Origin of the sequence: Rhizobium sp. CBN3, from assembly GCF_030518245.1 — a bacterium.
Classification (GTDB): domain Bacteria; phylum Pseudomonadota; class Alphaproteobacteria; order Rhizobiales; family Rhizobiaceae; genus Rhizobium; species Rhizobium aethiopicum_A.
In genome coordinates this window covers 117,899-137,037 of the sequence record NZ_JAULSE010000007.1, presented here as the reverse complement: position 1 = coordinate 137,037, position 19,139 = coordinate 117,899, and the positions used below count along the sequence as shown (strand labels likewise).

Here is a 19,139-nt window from a genome sequence, read left to right as displayed (position 1 = left end):
GGCCCCCTCATCCGGCTGCCGCCACCTTCTCCCCGCTGGGTAGAAGGGACAAGCCTCTGATGCTCTGCGCCAACTAAAACGTCTCAGATTTATAAGGCGTGCGCCGCTGGTTTCCCCTTCTACCCAGAGGGGAGAAGGTGGCCCGCAGGGCCGGATGAGGCGGCCACACGGCAGATCCTAACCTCATATTGCACGCAGACGCCCCAAAAACAAAACGGGCGGCCCAAAGACCGCCCGTCAAAACCACCACAAATTAGGCGTCAGATCTGCGCCCCACGCGCCTTCGTCGTCGCATCGAAAGCCTTGTCGACATAGGCGTCACGGCCGTAGACGTCGTCGAAATACTCCACCACGCCATCCTTGTTCGGCCAAGCGGTGAAATAGGAGACGTAGACCGGGATCTTCTGCGGCACCTTCACCGCATGATTCTGGCCGCTGGCGATCTGCCTGGCGACATCGTCGGCCGTCGTGCCGAGCACGGCGGCTGCCATCGCGCGCGGATTGGCAAGGCGCACGCAGCCGTGGCTCAGTGCCCGCATATCGCGCTTGAAGAAGCTCTTCGAGGGCGTATCGTGCATGTAGATCGCGTGGCTGTTCGGGAACAGAATCTTCAGTTCGCCGAGGGCATTATCGCTGCTTGGCGGCTGGCGCACCGAAACATTTGCTGTCGAGCCGTACCAGTCGACGCTGGACGAGGCGACGGCATGGCCATTCACCTCAACCTCGTAACCGAGCTGATCGAGGTAGTTGGGATCCGAGCGCAGCTTCGGCAGCATTTCGTTGATGATGATCGACTGCGGCACGCCCCAGAACGGGTTGAACTCCACCGTCTCGATCTCGTCGTTGAAGAAATAGGTCTGGTTGTTCTTGCCGCCGACCACCACGCGCATTGACAGCTGTTCCTTGCCGTCATTGTGGTAGTAGGCCATGTAGGCCGGCTGATTGATCATGACGTAGCGTGAACCAAGATCTTCCGGCAGCCAGCGCACCTGTTCCATGGCGACGACGAGCTTGTCGATCTTCGAGGCATTGGTATCGCCGCCAGTCATGGCGCGCACCGTCGCCTGGCCGATGACACCATCGGGCTTCAGGCCGTGCTCTTTCTGGAAGTCCTCGACCAGCGAGACGATCTCGGGCGAATAGTCGCTGCCGCCCGCGTAAGCTGCGAACGTCGCCGCATGATCGGTCTTCAGCTTCTCGGATCCGTGCTTCTGCAGCGCCTTGACGATATTGGCAATCTCGGACGAGCTGTCACCGGGTTTGAGCAGCCCCTGGAGCGAAATGACGATCTGCTCCTCATTGCCATCGGCGGCGCGAAGCTTGGCAAGCTCCGCCTTCAGCGCCTCGAACTGTGGGCTATCGGGCGAACGGCTGGTGATATAGGCGCCGGCATTCGGGCTCATGCGGGCAAGCTTCAGCACCGGTGCAAGATTGACGGTCTTGCGCTGGAAATCGTGATAGCCGGAAATCTTGTTCGGATCGATGCGGCCGCGGACCGTGTCCTGCACGAAGGCGAGCACCTTGGCCGAAAGTTCCAGCTCGAACTGCGTCAGTGCCCGGTCGCGCGCGGCAGGATCGGGATTGGCCGGATCGACCGCCGGCGTCTGCACGGCGTAATCGGCAGGGTCGAGGCCCACGGAAGCCGCATCGGCCAGCGCCGCCATTGCCGACTGGGCGCGCTCGTTGATCTGGTTGCCGTCGACCCAGACGAGTGGATTGCGGCCATCGCTGTAATAGGTTTCGAGCGCCTTGGCGACGTCGGCATTGGCGCGAACCTTGGCCTGCGCCAGGAAGCGGCGCTGCACCACCGGTTCGGAATCGCTCCCCGGCGAAACCTCAGCAACCGCACCCGTGACGATGGGATCGGCGAACTTGCTGGTATCGACGAACTGCAGGGCTTCGGTCTTGTAGGTGTAATAACGCGGACCGCTCACCTTCGGCAGCGGCGCCTCCGGGTCAAGCCCGCCAAGCGATCCGCCTTCGCCGCCACGCGGCGCCACACGCCCGGGCGGCATCTGATCCATGAAAATGGTGCTCTGAGTCCGCTGCCTGTCGCCGCGCAGCATATCCATCAGCGTATAGGCATGCGCGGGAGCGGCCATCATTGCCAGGCTGCAAGAAACTGCCAATGCGGATACCGCGCTTTTCAAAACGAACGTCATATAAATTCCAGTCCCGATGTCATGCTGTTCTCAGCTCAAATCCCGCGAAACTCAAGCAGCGTAGGGCCTCATTGATCAGAAACCGGCCTTCGCCGCCAGCGCCGGTGGACTAATTTCATGTGAGAGGAATCCTGCGCGGCGCCGCACAGCAGTTCACACAAAATTATGAAATTATTAGTTAATTTTTTACCGAATTTTCGCAGCCGGGCCAGTACGGCAAAAACGTGCCGATGCATAAAATTTCCAACGTGGCCGAAAAAGCACGCCGCCTGGCAGGCACAAACATGACTGTGATCATCAATATTTCGCACCGCATCCGGTTTTCTTGCCCTGGTTTCCAACTTATAAGACCACATCTTTCGAAGATGCCAGAAAATAGCATGTGATAGGAAGGCAAGGCTCATGACCGCAACCCGCACCGAAACCGATACTTTTGGCCCAATCGACGTCGCCGCCGACCGATATTGGGGCGCCCAGGCGCAGCGTTCGCTCGGCAATTTCAAGATCGGCTGGGAAAAGCAGCCGCTGTCGATCGTCCGCGCGCTCGGCATCGTCAAACAGGCGGCCGCCCGCGCCAACATGTCGCTCGGCCAGCTCGATCCGACGCTGGGCAAGGCCATCGTCGACGCCGCCCAGGAAGTGATCGACGGCAAGCTCGACGAGCACTTTCCGCTGGTCGTCTGGCAGACCGGTTCCGGCACGCAGTCCAACATGAATGCCAACGAGGTGATCTCCAATCGTGCCATAGAAATGCTCGGCGGCGTCATGGGTTCCAAGAAGCCGGTGCACCCGAACGATCACGTCAATATGAGCCAGTCGTCGAACGACACCTATCCGACGGCGATGCACATCGCCTGCGCCGAACGGATCGCCCATCATCTGCTGCCGTCGCTGAAGCACCTGCATGCCGCCCTGGACATGAAGGTCACCGAGTTCAGCCACATCATCAAGATCGGCCGTACCCATACCCAGGACGCCACGCCGTTGACGCTTGGCCAGGAATTTTCCGGCTATGCCGCCCAGCTCGGCTCTGCCATCAAACGCATCGAGATGACCCTGCCCGGTCTCTGCGAACTCGCTCAGGGCGGCACGGCCGTCGGCACCGGCCTCAACGCACCCGTCGGCTTTGCTGAGAGGGTCGCCGAGGAGATCGCTGATATCACGGGCATGCCCTTCGTCACCGCGCCGAACAAGTTCGAAGCGCTCGCCTCGCATGACAGCATGGTCTTTTCACACGGCGCCATCAATGCGGCGGCTGCCGCCCTCTTCAAGATCGCCAACGATATCCGCCTGCTCGGCTCCGGCCCCCGCGCAGGCCTTGGCGAGCTGGCGCTGCCGGAAAACGAGCCCGGCTCCTCGATCATGCCCGGCAAGGTGAATCCCACCCAATGCGAAGCGCTGACGCAGGTTTGCATCCACATCTTCGGCAACCACGCCGCGCTGACTTTCGCCGACAGCCAGGGCCATTTCGAGCTCAACGTCTACAATCCGATGATGGCCTATAATTTCCTGCAGTCGGTGCAGTTGCTGGCCGACGCCGCCGTTTCCTTCACCGACAATTGCGTCGTCGGCATCGAGGCGCGCGAGGACAACATCAAAGCCGGCCTCGAACGCTCACTGATGCTGGTCACCGCCCTCGCCCCCAAGATCGGCTACGACGCCGCCGCCAAAATCGCCAAGACCGCTCACAAGAACGGTACAACGCTGAAGGAAGAGGCGCTTGCCAGCGGACTGGTGACATCGGAAGAGTATGACGCGATCGTGCGTCCGGAGACGATGATCGGGCCGAAGTAAAAGGGCCGGAAAACCAGCCCCTCATCCGCCTGCCGGCACCTCCCCGTAAACGGGGCGAAGGGAGATAGCCGCAACCTCTCCGTCCCTCGCCAACCTCTCGCGGGGCACGTCCCCTCTCCCCGTCAGAACGGAGAGAGGGCTAGGGTGAGGGGCACACACACGGCACACCAGACAAGCCTCAAACCAACAACGAAAAATTGTCCATCACGACAGCATTGCCCATGAAGTCGAAACGGATTTCTTCGATGTCTTCGATATCGGCCTCGATACTGGGGCCGGTGACCTCGAGCTCCTGCTGATAGACGATCTGGCCGTCGTTCAGGGCTGTCAGGGTCAGGTGAAAGGGCGATGTCGACAATTCGGCGATCGAGACGCTCTGAAAGGTGAACTCTCCGCCATCGACCATTTTCAAGCTTACGGGGGCCGAACCCGGGGATAGAACGGTATCGCTGAAACCGTCCTCGGTAATGGCGTCGACGCCCGGGATGGTATCGTAGACGATGCCGTTCAGAAGCGTCACGTCGTGGCTGCCGTTCACGGAGAGCGCAAAGCCCCGGTAATTGGGGAGAGAGAAATTATCCGCCCTCGATAAGATGCCCATATCATCGAAATCCAGGACTTCGTGATATTTTTCGCCCTCGTTGACGCCGTCGATCGCCAGCGTCAGCACGCCGAGATCCGTGCCACCCCAGCCGTCGGACATCTTGTAACTCAGCTTTTCGATGAGCTGATCGTACTTCCCCAAATTCTTCACCACGTCGAGCGTATAATCCAGCTCATATGTGAAGTGACCGTCAGGTTTCACTTTGAAGGTTCCGTACTCGCCCTGAATGATCGTTTCGTGGTCAGGCCCATGTTTGGCGTCGATGCGGACGCCATTGACGAAGCGAACATACATGTTCGCTCCTTCGGGATCGCTGGCAAGGCGCAGCAGATCGCCCCTTATCCAGTCATGTTCGAAAAATACGAGAAGGTCGTCGACAGCAGTTGGCTTTGCATTTGTCATTGGAAGCCCCGGCAGGTTAACGCTGCCGGGAATATGAACTGGGCTCCAGTTGAAGGCAACCTGAAGTCGGCCGTTTCGCGACAGATGTCGATTTCTGCTCTCTTATTGCGTGTGCCAGGCGGGTTGCAAAATGTGGCACGACATAGCCCCAGCTCCAGACTCCGCCGTTCCCAATTGCATTTGCTTCGCAGCAGATTTAGACCGGTTCCAATTTAGCGACGCACGCCCAGCAGAAAGGTCACTTGGATGGCTGACGATCTCTTCCCCCTTGGCGAGGATGGCACCCCCTATCGCAAGATCAGCAGCGACTACGTCTCGGTCGACAGTTTCAAGGGCCAGCAAATCCTGACGGTCGATCCCGAGGGTATCCGGCTGCTTGCCGAAACCGCCTTTGCCGACATCAATCACCTGCTGCGTCCCGGCCATCTGAAGCAGCTTGCCGCCATCCTCGACGACCCTGAAGCGACCGACAACGATCGCTTCGTCGCCTACGATCTGCTGAAGAACGCCAATATCGCCGCCGGCGGCGTGCTCCCCATGTGCCAGGACACCGGCACGGCGATCATCATGGGCAAGAAGGGCCGCCGGGTCTGGACAGAGGGCGGTGATGCAGCGGCGCTTTCGAAAGGCGTGCTCGACGCTTATGAAAAGAAGAATTTGCGTTATTCGCAGCTCGCGCCGATCAAGATGTTCGAAGAGAAGAACACCAGGAACAATCTCCCGGCTCAGATCGATATCTATGAGGAAGGCACGGACTCTTACGACTTCCTCTTCGTCGCGAAGGGCGGCGGCTCGGCCAACAAGACCTTTCTCTACCAGGGCACGCCCTCGCTCCTGACACATGACCGGATGATCGACTTCCTTAAGGAGAAGATCCTGACGTTAGGGACGGCAGCCTGTCCACCTTACCATCTGGCGATCGTCATCGGCGGCACCTCGGCCGAGATGAACCTGAAAACCGTCAAGCTCGCCTCGACCCGTTATCTCGACGAGCTGCCGACCGAAGGTTCCGAGAGCGGCCACGCCTTCCGCGACGTCGAAATGGAAAAGGAAATCCACAACCTGACGCAGCAGATGGGCGTCGGCGCCCAGTTCGGCGGCAAGTATTTCTGTCATGACGTCCGCGTCATCCGCCTGCCCCGCCACGGCGCCTCGCTGCCGATCGGCCTCGGCGTCTCCTGTTCCGCCGACCGCCAGGCCAAGGGCAAGATCACCCGCGACGGCATCTTCGTCGAACAGCTCGAAACCGACCCGTCGAAATACATGCCTGAGATCGACGAGGCGAAACTGTCGGAATCGACCGTGCATATCGACCTCAACAAGCCGATGGCCGAAGTGCTCGCCGAACTCTCCAGGCATCCCGTCAAGACGCGCCTTTCGCTCACCGGCACCATCATCGTCGCCCGCGACCTCGCTCATGCCAAGATCCGCGAACGGCTGGAAAAGGGCGAAGGTATGCCCGACTACCTGAAAAATCACCCGGTCTATTATGCCGGCCCCGCCAAGACGCCTGCCGGTTATGCCTCCGGCTCCTTCGGTCCGACGACGGCCGGCCGCATGGACAGTTACGTCGACCAGTTCCAGTCCTTCGGCGGCTCGATGGTGATGCTCGCCAAGGGCAACCGCTCGCGCGCCGTGCGTGAGGCCTGCAAGAAACATGGCGGCTTCTACCTGGGTTCGATCGGCGGCCCCGCCGCCCGCCTCGCCCAGGACTGCATCCGCAAGGTCGAAGTACTCGAATATCCCGAGCTCGGCATGGAAGCGGTCTGGAAGATCGAGGTCGAAGACTTCCCCGCCTTCATCGTCATCGACGACAAGGGCAATGATTTCTTCCAGGAGCTGAACCTGGGGTGACTGGGTGACGTGGCCATTGAGGTCAAGGGCAATCAACGGCGTGCCGTGCAGCCCCCCTCATCCGACCCTTCAGGCCACCCGCAGGGGAGAAGAGGGTGCAAGCCGCCGACCATCAATGGGAGTGAGGCGCTCCCCGGTTTTCTGGCAGCAACCGGGTTTACCACTGGAAATTATCATCCCGAAACATTCACGCGGAAATAGGAGACGATCAAAACCGGATGTCGACAAGATGAATACGATCTCCAACGAGAAAAAGAACTGTAAGTTTTTTAAACGCCGCTCCCGCACAACGGGTATGCACTGTTCCGCCAAAGATACCTTTTTCCATGGAAAATCATAGGCCTGCATGAAGTATTGTCCGGATGCGAAGTTGTCGTATGTAATCTTTGGTATATGTCGCTTTAATCTTTTCCCAAGAAATTTAAGCTAACAACTTAAATATTGCCTTTGAATACATGAGGAGTTCGCCGGATGAATACGGCTGTCGCGCCCAAGGTGCAGGTTCCCGACGTCGCGGGTCAGATCACCTATGCCATGCGCTCGATGGGCGTTGCGCCGATACCGCGCAATTACGAACTCTTCTACGAGGCCTATATCGGCTCCAATCCCGCCCTCACCCGCGAACTCGCAGCCCTTGGCAGCCAAGCCACACAGGCCGAACTCGATGCGCTGGGCGCGCAGTATTTCACCAGCAGCCCCGCACGCGTCTTCGACGATGCCCATTCGCGCATATCGGGCGAACTCGACGGTCTGCTGCGGATTCTGAGGCAGGAGCAGAGTTCACTCGAAAGCTATACAAGGCTGCTCGGCGAGACCCATAAGCGCATCACCTCCAAAAGCAATGCCAGCGTCGAACTGATCGAAAGCGCCATCGAGCTTCTGAGCCAGGCGACTGGTGATACCATGGCGCATGGCGAACGCACCGTCGAGGACGTCGTCCAGCGTTCGCAGGAGATGGACCAGGTCCGCAAGGAACTCGACGAATACAAGCGCATCGCCAACACCGATTCGCTGACGCGCCTTTCCAACCGCCGCGCCTTCGATGACCGCCTTGCAGCGGTCTTCAACAATCCCGGGATGCGGCCGGTAACGGCCCTGCTGCTCGCCGACATCGACAACTTCAAGAAGATAAACGACACCTACGGCCATCCCGTCGGCGACAAGATCCTCGCCACCGTCGCCTCCGTCATCCGCAGCAATGTCCGGCGAGACGTCTTCGTCGCCCGTGCCGGAGGCGAGGAATTTGCTCTGATCATCGAGGGCAACACAGCCGAGGAAGTGACGGCGATCGCCGAACGCATCCGCCGCACGCTGGAAACCACGCCGTTCAAGAATTCCCGCACCCGGGTGAATTACGGCCCGATCACCGTTTCGATCGGCATCTGCATGGCCTCGAATGCGGAGGATGCGGGCGAGCTCTACAGCAAGACCGACATCGCCCTTTACGGTGCCAAGAACGCCGGCCGTAACTGCATTGTCCTCTACCAGGACGGCATGCAGAAGGACTTCAGCAAGAGCTGGCTGATCTACAAGGCCTGACGCGGAACCCTCATGATAAGCACGCTGTCGCCACCAGATGACGGCATCAGCTGTTGTCCGGTTCACTCCACGGCTATTACTTTCTCGACATCAGGAGCGCGAGGTAGCCGCTTCCTCCCTCATTCCTGTGCTCGTCACAGGAATCCCGCCACGGCGCGTCCGCGCCGTGAATACTGTTACGGGGGAGAGAGTCTCCCGCGCCCAAAGACTTGGGCGCACTGGATTCCTGTGACGAGCACAGAAATGAGGGAGGAGAGGTGCGTGGCCACCTCTCGCCATCACAGCCTCTCGGCATCCCTACCACATCGTCTTCGCCGCTCGCCCCGGCCATTCCCGATCATACGTTTCCTGATCGAAATCTTCGACCGCGGCCTTCAGCATCTGGCCCGGCGTCGGCAGCGCCGCGGGATTGGCAAAGTGCTCGGCATTCCAGAGTTCGGCCCGCATCACGGCGCGCGCGCACTGGAAATAGACCTCGTCGATCGAAATGACGATGACGCTGCGCGGATGTTTTCCGTCCATCTCGAAGCTAGAAAGCAGCGCCTCGTCGTTGGAGACGACGCCGCGGCCGTTGATGCGCATCGTCGTATTCGAGCCGGGGATCAGGAACATCAGCGCGAGCCTGGGATCACGCACGATATTGGAGAGCGAATCGACGCGGTTGTTGCCGCGCCAGTCCGGCAGATGCAGCGTCTCGTCGTCGACGACGCGCACCACGCCGCCGAGATCGCCGCGCGGCGAACAATCGAGCCCTTCCGGCCCGACGGTCGCAAGCGCGGCAAAGGGCGAGATCTCGATCATCTGACGATAGAGCGGCGTCAGCCGCTTGGTCACCTTGTCGACCGAGGCCTGCGACAGGCCGGCGCCATAGATCGTATTGAGCTCTTCGATGCTGCTGATGATTTTCATGAGGCGTCCCGCCGCGGCTTGATATGGGCCGGACGCTACAATGCCGCGCGCCTCGCTGGAAGCTCAAAAAATGGAATGATCTCCCCATCTTTTTTGATGCGTTCGCCGGCTTCCTCGCCTGCGCCGCCTTCGAGAAAGGCTGCGATCGCGCCAAGCACGGGAGCCGCGCCGATGATGCGCCGGTGACCGAATCCGTTTGCCCAGAACAGCCGCACTCGATTTCCCGCCGCGCCGTAACGCCGGGCATGGTCCGCTGACACCTCCTTGTCGTCCTCGGCATGGATCACCAGAACCGGCCGGCCGATCGAGCCCGCCGTATGGCTCGCGTCGAAATCCCCGAGTCTCCGTCCAGTGACACGATGTGCCTCATTCTCCAGCGCGGCCTGGGCAACGGGGCAAAGGCCGACCATCCGGCCGAAATCGGTAAAGAGCCAGGCCATCTCGCTCGGCGCGCCGATCAGCACCAGTCGCTCGCCGGTAACGGGCACCGCATCCGGGATCAGGCCCGCCGCCGAGACCATCAGCGCCGCGCCACCGAAGGAATGACCGATCGCCGCATCGAATGCACCGAACCGCTCGCCTGCCGCCGCAATCGCCTCGACCGCAAGTCCCATATGCAGGAAGCGTCCGCCCGCGCGCCCGTGACCGGGAAAATCGAGCGCTATCACCTCGGCACCCGTCGCCGCCAGCATCGAAACGAGATCGGCCATGTAGACGGCGCTCGAGCCCCAGCCATGCGTGACGAGATAGCGCTTGCGCTGACCGAGTGCCCCGCCGTTCAACCGGTAGGCATGTGCTTTGGCGCCGCCGGCAAGCCTGAGGACGAAGCACTCGGCGCCGGCAAGCCGTGCCGCGCCCGCCGCATGCGCCGCCTTCGCCTTCTCGCCCTTCGGCCGTGGCGATGGTGTGCGGCAGAACAGCAGGAATGCAGCCCTGCCCGCCAGCCGCGGCAAAATCGCCTGCAGAAGCCGGAATCCGAGGCGGGTGACCTCAAGCGCGAAATTTGCCATAGTGGGAATCCAAAAGACTGTTCAACACTGAACAATAAAGTACAACGATGAACAAAAATCAATCCCTACCCTGGGATCATCCGCGTTTTCGCAGCTGGATTGCGGTGGCGCGCGCCTGTCAGCTGATGCAGCAGTCCCTGACCCGCTCGCTTGCCGATCTCGACATCAAGCCACCGCACCTCGATATCCTCGTCAATCTCTACCGCTTCGAGGCCATCTCGCAGCAGGAACTGGCGCGCAAGCTCCTCGTCGGCCGCTCCAATATGAGTATGCTGCTGCCGCAGATGGAGCAACGGGGTTTGATCGAGCGGCGCGGCGACGAGCGCGACAAGCGCGTGTTGCGCCTTTATCTCACCGGCGAAGGCCGCAAAGTGACCGAGGCGGCAATGGCGATCCAGACCGACCTCATCGAACGCACGCTCTCGGACGAGCCGATCGAACAATGCATGGCGACCGCCACCTCGATGGAGCGCATCATCGCCATACTGCTGAAAGATCTGCGCGACGATGACTGATGCATGTCACCCAAAAGTGTGCAGCGGTTTTGGAAGGACGACATGCATAAAAAGACCCTCAAGCGCCTCGCATGAACCAAGTTCGATGCGAGGCGCTTGAGGTTCAATGCAGCGACGGCGCCGCCGATGTGCCGCTCAGCGAGCGGTATTCCCAGGCGGCGACGATGATCAGCACCAGCGTCGCCAGAATGCCGAGCAGGTAGACCTCGATGAACGGGGCTGCGAAGGCCAGCAGGATCACCAGCACGAGGCCGGCAAGATGCGACAGCGGCATCTGGCCGCTGGTCGCGCCCTTGAACCAGAGATTGCCGACGAGGAACAGGCCGGAGCCGCCGAGCACCGCCGCGGCAATGCCGAAATCGCCCGTCTCGTGCGGATGCGAGAACATGAATTCAACCGCCACCGCATGCACAATGATCCCGGCCAGGATCGGAATATGCCCATAGGTGAAGGCCTGTCGCGCCAAGGCTCCCGGCGTTTCCTCATGTTCGATGCGATGGGCGGCGCGCCCGTGGCCGAAGCGGAAATAGAGCCACCACATAGCGACCGTGCCGACGAAGCCGGTGACGAAGACGATGCTCGTCAGGCCTGAGATCGGCAGTTCGGAAAACGTACGGCCGGATACGAGAATCGCTTCACCGAGGCAGATGATAACGAAGAGGGCGCAACGCTCGGCCATATGCGCGCCGGACACGTCCCAATCGCTTGGAACCGAACGGCCGAGCCCGGGCACTGCAAAGCCTGCGGCTGGCCCGGCATATTCAATCGCCAGCGCAATCATCCAGGCAATCAGCCTGGCTTCGTGTTCGAGCAAGCCACCGGCGATCCAGAAGACACCGGCCGCCGCTAGCCAGCTTGTGATACGGGCGAAATTCAGCGTATTGGCCCGGTCGACGCGCGTCATCGCATAGGTCGTAAACAATGAGCGTCCGACCTGCATCGCCACATAGGCGCCGGCAAAGAGCAGTCCCTTGTCGCCGAAGGCCTCGGGGATGGAGGCGGAAAGCACCAGCCCGAGCATCATCAGCACCACCAGCATGCCGCGCACCGGCATCTTCTCTGGATCGAGCCAATTCGTCACCCAGGCGGTAAAAATCCACACCCACCAGACGGCGAAGGTCATCAGCGCCGCTTCGGCAGCACCCAGCGGCGTATAATGGGCAGCAAGCGCATGCGAAAGCTGCGAGATCGAAAAGACGAAGACCAGGTCGAAGAACAGTTCGAGGAAGGTCACCTTGCTGCCGGCGGCGCTGCCTTTGGCGCGCAGCCAGTTCTTTCTATTCGCTTTCGCCATGTGTCCCCCGATGGCCATGAATTGAAATTCAGCGCGGCTTTTCCGCCGTGTCGCGGTTCATGCCCTTTTCCCGGAGCTCGTCCTCATAGGCTGAAAACAGCTCCGCCCCCCGTTCGCCGAGCTCGCGCAGATAGGTCCAGGTGTAGATGCCGGTATCGTGCAGGTCGTCGAAACCGATCCGCACCGCATAATTGCCGGTTGGCGTCATCGAGATGATCGCGACATTGCGTTTGCCCGGCACCGTCACCTTCTGCCCCGGCCCGTGGCCCTGCACCTCGGCAGACGGTGACAGAACGCGCAGCAGTTCGGCCGACAGGTCGAAGCTCTGGCCGTCGTTGAAGGTCACCACCAGCCGCTGCCGGTCCTTTGAAACGCGAAGTTCGCTCGGCCAGATATCGCTCATCTCAATCATCCTCTTTCTCCTGGAGAAGTAGGCGTTCGGCTTTTTCGAGGCAAGCGCAAATTAGCGTGTGCGAAATCCGTTTCCCTTGACGCGGCAATCACATATGCACAAATAGAAACATGTCGCTTGAGACCGGGCTCATCCCGCTTGGCGCGCTTCAAATCCCGCCGCGGAGGAATTGGTGAATAAGAGAATGGGAACGATAGGCAACGCATCGCCGCTCACGGCAGATGCACATCCGATGATCGACCCTTTCGGCCGGGCAGTCACCTATCTCCGCGTCTCCGTCACCGACCGCTGCGACTTCCGCTGCACCTATTGCATGGCGGAGAATATGACCTTCCTGCCGAAGAAGGATCTCTTGACGCTCGAAGAGCTCGACCGTCTCTGTTCCGCCTTCATCGCCAAGGGCGTCAGCAAGATCAGGCTGACCGGCGGCGAGCCGCTGGTGCGCAAGAACATCATGTATCTGGTGCGCAAGCTCGGTGAAAAGATCGGCTCCGGCCTCGATGAGCTGACGTTGACCACCAACGGCTCGCAGCTTTCCCGCCATGCCGCCGAGCTTTATGATTGCGGCGTGCGCCGCATTAATGTCTCGCTCGATACGCTCGATCCCGACAAGTTCCGCAAAATCACCCGCTGGGGCGATTTTGATAAGGTCATGGAAGGCATTGACGCCGCCCAGAAGGCCGGTATCAAAATCAAGCTCAATGCCGTGGCGCTGAAGAATTTCAACGATGCCGAGGTGCCCGATCTCCTGCGCTTCGCCCATGGCCGCGGCATGGACCTCACCGTCATCGAAACCATGCCGATGGGTGAGATCGAAGAGGACCGCACTGATCAATACCTGCCGCTTTCCGAGCTGCGCGCCGATCTCGAACGTCAGTTCACGCTAACCGACATAGATTACCAGACCGGCGGCCCCGCGCGTTACGTCAGGGTTGCCGAGACCGGCGGCCGCCTCGGCTTCATCACGCCGATGACCCATAATTTCTGCGAGAGCTGCAACCGCGTCCGCCTCACCTGCACCGGCACGCTCTATATGTGCCTCGGCCAGAACGACGCCGCCGATCTCCGCGCCGCACTCCGCGCCACGGAAGACGACGCCCTCCTCCACGCCGGCATCGACGAAGCTATCACCCGCAAGCCGAAAGGCCACGACTTCATCATCGACCGCACGCATAACAGACCGGCGGTGGCGCGGCATATGAGTGTCACTGGTGGGTGATAAGTTGGTGAGGTGGGCGTGCCGCGTGGCCCCCTCATCTGCCTGCCGGCATCTTCTCCCCGAGGGGAGAAGGGATCAGGCGGCACGACCGCCATTCCACAACTAAGTTCTAGAGGGACGCGAGGCGCTGCGGCGATTCCGCTTCTCCCCAGCGGGGAGAAGATGCCGGCAGGCAGATGAGGGGGCCACACGGCACGCCCTCTATTGCCCTCCGCTAACGCTCAGCGCACTCGCTCCCTTGCCCTCCCGGGCATCTTCTCCCCGCGGAGAAGAAGGAAACTGCCGCAATGCCGTGCTCCCAAATCACCCAGGCTTACGCGCACAAATCGCAAACCGCTCCTGCACCATCCGCTCCAGCCCGCGCAGGAACGGCATCTTGCGCGCCTGCGCCCAGTGAATATCCGCGAGCTTGCGATCGACCACGATATCCGTAAAGCCGGCTTTACTGAGAAGATCGACGATCGCTTCGGCCGGCATCTCGTGGGAAAAATGCACGCGGGAACGGATCTTCTGATGGCGCGCCATCATGTCAGGTGACATATGGCTTGCCGCCGGCTTGCCCGTCATCTTCGTCCAAAACTTCTGCAGGCTCTTGACCCAGGTTTCCCGGCCCATATTGCCGTCGACGATCAGCACCTTGCCGCCCGGTTTCAGCACCGCAAACCATTCCTTGAAGGCCGAAGCCGGGTCCACCAGCGTCCAGACGAGATGCCGGTTGGTGATGGCGTCGTAGCTGTCCCTCGGCTCCATGGTGTTTTCGGCGTCGCCGGAAACGAAGCGGATATCGGTGCCGCGCTTTTTCGCCTTGGCGCGCGCCTGCGCCAGCATCGCATCCGACCAGTCGAGCCCCGTCACCTTGAAGCCGGCATCATTCATCAGATGCGAGATGACGGCCGTGCCGCAGGCGAGATCGAGCGCCGCACGCCCCTGCCCCTCGCCGAGATGCTTTCGGATCAGCCGCCGCCAGCCCTTCCGTTCCGCTTCGGAAAAGATTTCATGGCCGACGCTCTCGTCGAAGGTATTGGCCCGTTCCGACCAGAAATCGCGAATTTCGTCGCGGATGGAGTAGTTCGTGTTCATGGAATTCATCGCAGGCACCCCGGCATGGCATCAGTTTGGAAATGCTCTAAAACATATAACTTGATTCAGAAAGTCATATTTCTTATGCCTGCGGACATTATTCAGACCTCGGGGGAATTTCCAGATGAATTTCGTGAAAATGTTCGCAGTTTCCGCTGCCACGATTGCGAGCCTGATGCCGCTTTCGGCCCTCGCCCAATCCTTCACCATCAAGGATGTGGCGGGCCGCGAAGTGAGCTTCGACAAGCCGGTCGAGCGGGTGATCCTTGGGGAAGGCCGCATGCTCTACGCCGTCGCGCCGATCGAGAAGGAAGACCCATTCGCCAAGATCGTCGGCTGGCGCAACGATCTCTGGACCACCGACAAGGATGGCTTTAACGCCTATGTCGAGAAGTTTCCCAAGGGCAAGGACCTGCCCTTCCTCGGCAACCTGACCGACGGCACGCTGCAGACCGAAACGGTCGTCAAGCTGCACCCGGACGTGCTGCTGCTGCCGATCGGCAACAAGACGGCCGCCGACGAGGTAAAGCTCGAGGAGATGCTCTCCGGCATCGGCGTGAAGATCGTCTACATCGATTTCCGCGAGCATATTCTCGCCAACACCGAGCCGAGCCTGAGGATTCTCGGCAAGCTCTTCGGCCATGAGGACCGCGCCGAGGCCGTCGCCGGCTTTTGGAAGGAACAGATGGCGCGCGTCACCGACAGGCTGAAGGCGGCCAATCCCCCGAAGCCAAATGTCTTCATGTACCGCGCCGCCGGCCTTGTGGAATGCTGCGGCACATTCGGCCCGGATAATTTCGGCCTAATGGTCGATTTGGCCGGCGGCCACAATCTCGGCTCCGATTTCCTGCCGGGTTACACCGGCTCCATCAATGCCGAACAGGTCGTCGCTTCCAATCCGGAAGTCATCGTCGTCACCGGCTCGAACTGGAGCCAGACCAAGGATGCCAAGGATTTCGTCAATGTCGGCCCGAATGCCGCCGCCACCCTCGGCAACAGCCGCAAGGCGCTGATCACGCTGATGGAAAACCCGGCCTTCACCGGCTCCAAGGCGGTGGCCGGCGGCAATGTCCATGCGATCTGGCACCAGTTCTACACCAGCCCCTACCAGTTCGTCGCCGTCCAGCAACTCGCCAAATGGTTCCACCCGAACCTGTTTGCCGATCTCGACCCCGATGCCACCTTCAAGGAATTCCACGAAAAATTCCTGCCGGTCGCCTATCAGCCGGGTTACTGGGTCGACGCCAAGGCCGGACAGTAAATCGCAATGGCCGAGATCGCCGCACATTCGATCGACGTGGAAGCCGGGAGGGAGCGCTACCGCGCCCTCGCCCGGCGCAAGCTGCTGATCCTTTTCGCCATGACGGCAGCGCTTTGTCTGTCCTTCGCCGTCGATCTCGCCTGGGGGCCGGCCCGCTATAGTCTCGGCGAGGTCGTCTCCGCCCTCCTCGACCCGTCTTCGGTTTCGGATCAGGTCCGCGCCGTCGTCTGGGATATCCGCATGCCGGTCGCCGTCATGGCGATCGTCGTCGGCGCCTCGCTCTCCGTCGCCGGCGCGCAGATGCAGACGATCCTCGCCAATCCGCTCGCCAGCCCCTTCACCTTAGGCATTTCGGCGGCGGCAAGCTTCGGTGCGGCCCTGGCGATCGTTACCAGCGTTCCGCTTCTGCCTGTCGCGGCCGGCCTGCTGGTGCCGGTCAACGCCTTCATCATGGCGCTGATCGCCACACTTTTCATCCATTTCGTCTCGCAGGCCCGCGGCGTCTCGGTGCAGACGGTGGTGCTGCTCGGCATCGCCCTGGTTTTCACCTTCAATGCGGCCCTCGCCTTCCTGCAATATCTCGCCTCCGAACAGGCGCTGTCGGCCGTCGTCTTCTGGACGATGGGCAGCCTCACCAAGGCGACATGGCCGAAGATCTGGGTGACGCTCGCCGTGCTGCTGGCTGCACTGCCGCTCTTTGCCCGCAATGCCTGGGCGCTGACCGCCATCCGCCTCGGTGAAGACAAGGCGGCAAGCTTCGGCGTCAATGTCCGCCGCATCCGGCTGGAAACCATGCTCGTCGTCTCGCTGCTGGCCGCGGTGCCGGTGAGTTTCGTCGGCACCATCGGCTTCGTCGGCCTCGTCGGGCCGCACATCGCCCGCATGATTCTCGGCGAGGACCAGCGCTTCTTCCTGCCGGGCTCGATCCTCTCGGGCGCATTGTTGCTGTCGCTGACCTCGATCGTCTCGAAGTCTATCATCCCCGGCGTCGTCTTCCCGATCGGCATCATCACCGCGCTGGTCGGCGTGCCCTTCTTCTTCTCGCTCATCCTCTCGAACAGGAGCCGGTCATGGTAGCGCTTCAATTGCAGTCGGTCGGCGCCTTTCATGGCCGCAAGCTCTTCGTCGAAGACGTGACGACCCCGGTGATGAAATCCGGTGAGGTCGTCGCGGTGATCGGCCCGAACGCTGCCGGCAAGTCGACGCTCTTCAAGCGCATCACTGGCCTGCTCAAGGGCCCCGGTCATGTCGTCGTCGAAGGTTCGAAGGCGAAAAACGCCATCAGCTACATGCCGCAGGACACCTCGGCCAATGCGGTACTGACCGTCTACGAATCCATCCTGCTCGCCCGCAAGCAGGGCCAGTCCTGGTCGGTCGGCGACGGCGACCTGCGCTTCATTGACGAGATCATGGCAGCGCTTGATATCACCGCCATCGCCTTCCGCGATCTCGGCGCGCTCTCCGGCGGCCAGCGCCAGCTCGTCTCGATCGCCCAGGCGCTGGTGCGCGAGCCCGAAATCATGCTGATGGACGAACCCACAAGCGCCCTCGATCTCCACCGCCAGGTCGAGGTCCTCGATTTCATGCGCCGCCGGGCGCGCGCCAAAGGCATGCTCGTTCTGATCGCCATCCACGACCTCAACCAGGCGCTGCGCTTCGCCGACAAGGTGCTGGTCATCGCCAACGGCCGCATGCGCGCCTGCGGCGCGCCAAGAGATGTCGTCACCGCCGAGATGCTGCGGGAGATCTACAGGGTCGAAGCCCGGATCGAGAAATGCTCGCTGGACCACGATCATGTGATCGTCGATGGCACGGCGCATTGACCCAAGAGAACCTATCCTGAGATAGTGGGGTTGTGCGACGGGATGCGTATTTCAGGTTGAGAGTGTATGGGCATGCCGTGTGGCACCCCCTCTGTCCTGCCGGACATCTCCCCCACAAGGGTGGAGATTGGCAAGTGGCCTGATCCTTGCCCCCTCTCAGTCGGCAGCGATAATCACGTTGCTTTAGTTGTTTGGGGAAGCCGTCACGCCCAGCCGATCTCCCTCCTTGTGGGGGAGATGTCCGGCAGGACGGAGGGGGGTCCCACACGGCATGCCGGCAAACGAAAAGTTCTCCACCCCACCCCGTCAATCAATCAACCGCTGCGCCGTAAACTTGTCGGTCACAAGCATGTCGATCACCCCCACCCGCAACGCGCCTGCGATGGCGTCGGTCTTTTTGGACCCGCCGGCAAGAGCAATGACCCGGTCCACCCGTTCGAGATCCTCGAGTGGAAGCCCGATGACCCGATCGTCCAGCGGCGTCTTGACCGGCTTGCCGTTCTTATCGAAGAAGCGAAGCGAGATATCGCCGACGGCTCCCGCTTCGGCGAGATCGGAGAGTTCGCGCGACGAAAAGATGTTGCCGGAGCGGGCGAGAAGTTCGGACGGCTCGACGGCCCCGATGCCGACGATCGCCAGCGTTATGCTGCCGAACAGGTCCATCGTCTCGCGGACGAACGGGTCGGCCTGCATCAGAAGCTTTGCCTCTCTTGATGTCGTAACACCCTGCACCGGCAGCAGTTTCGGCTCGGCGCCGGTCAGCCGTGCAAGCCGAGTGGTCAGCTGCGTCGCATGCGTCTGCACCGAAGGATCGCCCATGCCTCCCAGGGTCTGGACGACGTATTTCACCTGCGCACTCTTCGACGGATGAATGTTCTCGACCATCTTGAAAATGGTCTGGCTCCAGCTCGAAACGCCGATGATCTCTCCTGGTGAAAGCGTCACCTCCAGGAGATGCGCCGCCGCCTCGCCGATCCGGGCCATGATGGCGCCGTCCCGATCTTCCGTGCACTCGACGACGATCGCCTCCGGCAGACCGTATTTCTGGCGAAGCGCGCCCTCGAGCTCGCTATAGGTGCCGACGGGAGGGATCACGCTGGTGCGTACGATATCTTCAGCCTCGGCGCGCTTCAGCATGCGCGACACCGTTGCCTGCGACAGGCGAAGGTGCTCTGCGATCTCCGCCTGCCGCCGCCCCTCGATATGGTACATCTGGGCGACTCTTGAAATGAGGCGGAGTTCGTTGAGGCGAGTCATCGCT

General features: G+C 61.1%; 17 protein-coding genes. 8 read left to right on the top strand and 9 right to left on the bottom strand.

Annotated elements, in window-relative coordinates:
• Nucleotides 1-260 precede the first annotated feature (260 nt).
• A complete protein-coding gene (locus QWJ46_RS13245) occupies nucleotides 261-2,162 on the bottom strand; it encodes a murein L,D-transpeptidase (protein WP_302751527.1) in 1,902 nt (633 codons plus the stop codon).
• Between the two features lie 68 nt (nucleotides 2,163-2,230).
• A complete protein-coding gene (locus QWJ46_RS13240; protein ID WP_302751525.1) occupies nucleotides 2,231-2,566 on the bottom strand; it encodes a hypothetical protein in 336 nt (111 codons plus the stop codon).
• Between QWJ46_RS13240 and fumC the strand changes: the two genes are divergently transcribed.
• Complete coding sequence (gene fumC / locus QWJ46_RS13235; RefSeq protein WP_302751523.1) at nucleotides 2,565-3,956, top strand: class II fumarate hydratase; 1,392 nt, start codon at nucleotides 2,565-2,567, stop codon at nucleotides 3,954-3,956. The two genes, QWJ46_RS13240 and fumC, sit on opposite strands and share 2 nt — an antisense overlap.
• A 178-nt stretch (nucleotides 3,957-4,134) precedes the next feature.
• Here fumC and QWJ46_RS13230 read toward each other — a convergent pair whose 3' ends face one another.
• Nucleotides 4,135-4,962 carry a VCBS domain-containing protein gene (locus QWJ46_RS13230; RefSeq protein ID WP_302751522.1) on the bottom strand — a complete coding sequence of 276 codons (828 nt, stop codon included), beginning with the start codon at nucleotides 4,960-4,962 and terminating at the stop codon, nucleotides 4,135-4,137.
• Between the two features lie 246 nt (nucleotides 4,963-5,208).
• On the opposite strand from QWJ46_RS13230, the gene QWJ46_RS13225 reads away from it, so the two are divergent.
• Together QWJ46_RS13225 and QWJ46_RS13220 are read left to right on the top strand one after the other, a co-directional pair.
• Entirely contained in the window at nucleotides 5,209-6,816 is a 1,608-nt protein-coding gene (locus tag QWJ46_RS13225; protein ID WP_302751521.1) for a fumarate hydratase, read from the top strand.
• Nucleotides 6,817-7,287: 471 nt separating this feature from the next.
• The gene (locus tag QWJ46_RS13220; RefSeq protein ID WP_302751519.1) at nucleotides 7,288-8,355 is read left to right on the top strand and encodes a GGDEF domain-containing protein; all 1,068 of its coding nucleotides are present in this window, start codon (nucleotides 7,288-7,290) and stop codon (nucleotides 8,353-8,355) included.
• Between the two features lie 297 nt (nucleotides 8,356-8,652).
• Here the strand turns inward: QWJ46_RS13220 and QWJ46_RS13215 are convergent, their stop codons facing one another.
• On the bottom strand, nucleotides 8,653-9,264 hold the full coding sequence (locus QWJ46_RS13215; protein WP_302751517.1) for a pyridoxamine 5'-phosphate oxidase family protein: 612 nt from the start codon (nucleotides 9,262-9,264) through the stop codon (nucleotides 8,653-8,655).
• A gap of 35 nt (nucleotides 9,265-9,299) precedes the next feature.
• Nucleotides 9,300-10,274 carry an alpha/beta hydrolase gene (locus QWJ46_RS13210; protein ID WP_302751516.1) on the bottom strand — a complete coding sequence of 325 codons (975 nt, stop codon included), beginning with the start codon at nucleotides 10,272-10,274 and terminating at the stop codon, nucleotides 9,300-9,302.
• A gap of 47 nt (nucleotides 10,275-10,321) precedes the next feature.
• On the opposite strand from QWJ46_RS13210, the gene QWJ46_RS13205 reads away from it, so the two are divergent.
• On the top strand, nucleotides 10,322-10,789 hold the full coding sequence (locus QWJ46_RS13205; protein WP_302751515.1) for a MarR family winged helix-turn-helix transcriptional regulator: 468 nt from the start codon (nucleotides 10,322-10,324) through the stop codon (nucleotides 10,787-10,789).
• 103 nt (nucleotides 10,790-10,892) lie between these two features.
• On the opposite strand, the gene QWJ46_RS13200 is transcribed toward QWJ46_RS13205, so the two are convergent.
• The gene (locus QWJ46_RS13200; RefSeq protein ID WP_184459711.1) at nucleotides 10,893-12,083 is read right to left on the bottom strand and encodes a low temperature requirement protein A; all 1,191 of its coding nucleotides are present in this window, start codon (nucleotides 12,081-12,083) and stop codon (nucleotides 10,893-10,895) included.
• A gap of 28 nt (nucleotides 12,084-12,111) precedes the next feature.
• Nucleotides 12,112-12,486 (bottom strand): DUF971 domain-containing protein, encoded by a 375-nt coding sequence (locus QWJ46_RS13195; RefSeq protein WP_302751647.1) that lies wholly within the window; start codon nucleotides 12,484-12,486, stop codon nucleotides 12,112-12,114.
• Nucleotides 12,487-12,667: 181 nt separating this feature from the next.
• On the opposite strand from QWJ46_RS13195, the gene moaA reads away from it, so the two are divergent.
• Nucleotides 12,668-13,714: a GTP 3',8-cyclase MoaA gene (gene moaA, locus QWJ46_RS13190; RefSeq protein WP_302751514.1), complete on the top strand. Its 1,047-nt coding sequence runs from the start codon at nucleotides 12,668-12,670 to the stop codon at nucleotides 13,712-13,714.
• 303 nt (nucleotides 13,715-14,017) lie between these two features.
• On the opposite strand, the gene QWJ46_RS13185 is transcribed toward moaA, so the two are convergent.
• Entirely contained in the window at nucleotides 14,018-14,803 is a 786-nt protein-coding gene (locus tag QWJ46_RS13185; RefSeq protein WP_302751513.1) for a class I SAM-dependent methyltransferase, read from the bottom strand.
• Between the two features lie 115 nt (nucleotides 14,804-14,918).
• Between QWJ46_RS13185 and QWJ46_RS13180 the strand changes: the two genes are divergently transcribed.
• Genes QWJ46_RS13180 through QWJ46_RS13170 form a run of 3 tightly spaced genes read left to right on the top strand, consistent with a single transcriptional unit; the run spans nucleotide 14,919 to nucleotide 17,878 of the window.
• The gene (locus tag QWJ46_RS13180) at nucleotides 14,919-16,055 is read left to right on the top strand and encodes an ABC transporter substrate-binding protein (protein WP_302751512.1); all 1,137 of its coding nucleotides are present in this window, start codon (nucleotides 14,919-14,921) and stop codon (nucleotides 16,053-16,055) included.
• A gap of 6 nt (nucleotides 16,056-16,061) precedes the next feature.
• Nucleotides 16,062-17,132: an iron ABC transporter permease gene (locus tag QWJ46_RS13175; RefSeq protein WP_184473587.1), complete on the top strand. Its 1,071-nt coding sequence runs from the start codon at nucleotides 16,062-16,064 to the stop codon at nucleotides 17,130-17,132.
• Entirely contained in the window at nucleotides 17,126-17,878 is a 753-nt protein-coding gene (locus QWJ46_RS13170; protein ID WP_302751510.1) for an ABC transporter ATP-binding protein, read from the top strand. Before QWJ46_RS13175 ends, QWJ46_RS13170 begins: the two co-directional genes overlap by 7 nt.
• Nucleotides 17,879-18,184: 306 nt before the next feature.
• Here the strand turns inward: QWJ46_RS13170 and QWJ46_RS13165 are convergent, their stop codons facing one another.
• A complete protein-coding gene (locus tag QWJ46_RS13165; RefSeq protein ID WP_302751509.1) occupies nucleotides 18,185-19,135 on the bottom strand; it encodes a sugar-binding transcriptional regulator in 951 nt (316 codons plus the stop codon).
• Nucleotides 19,136-19,139 lie beyond the last annotated feature (4 nt).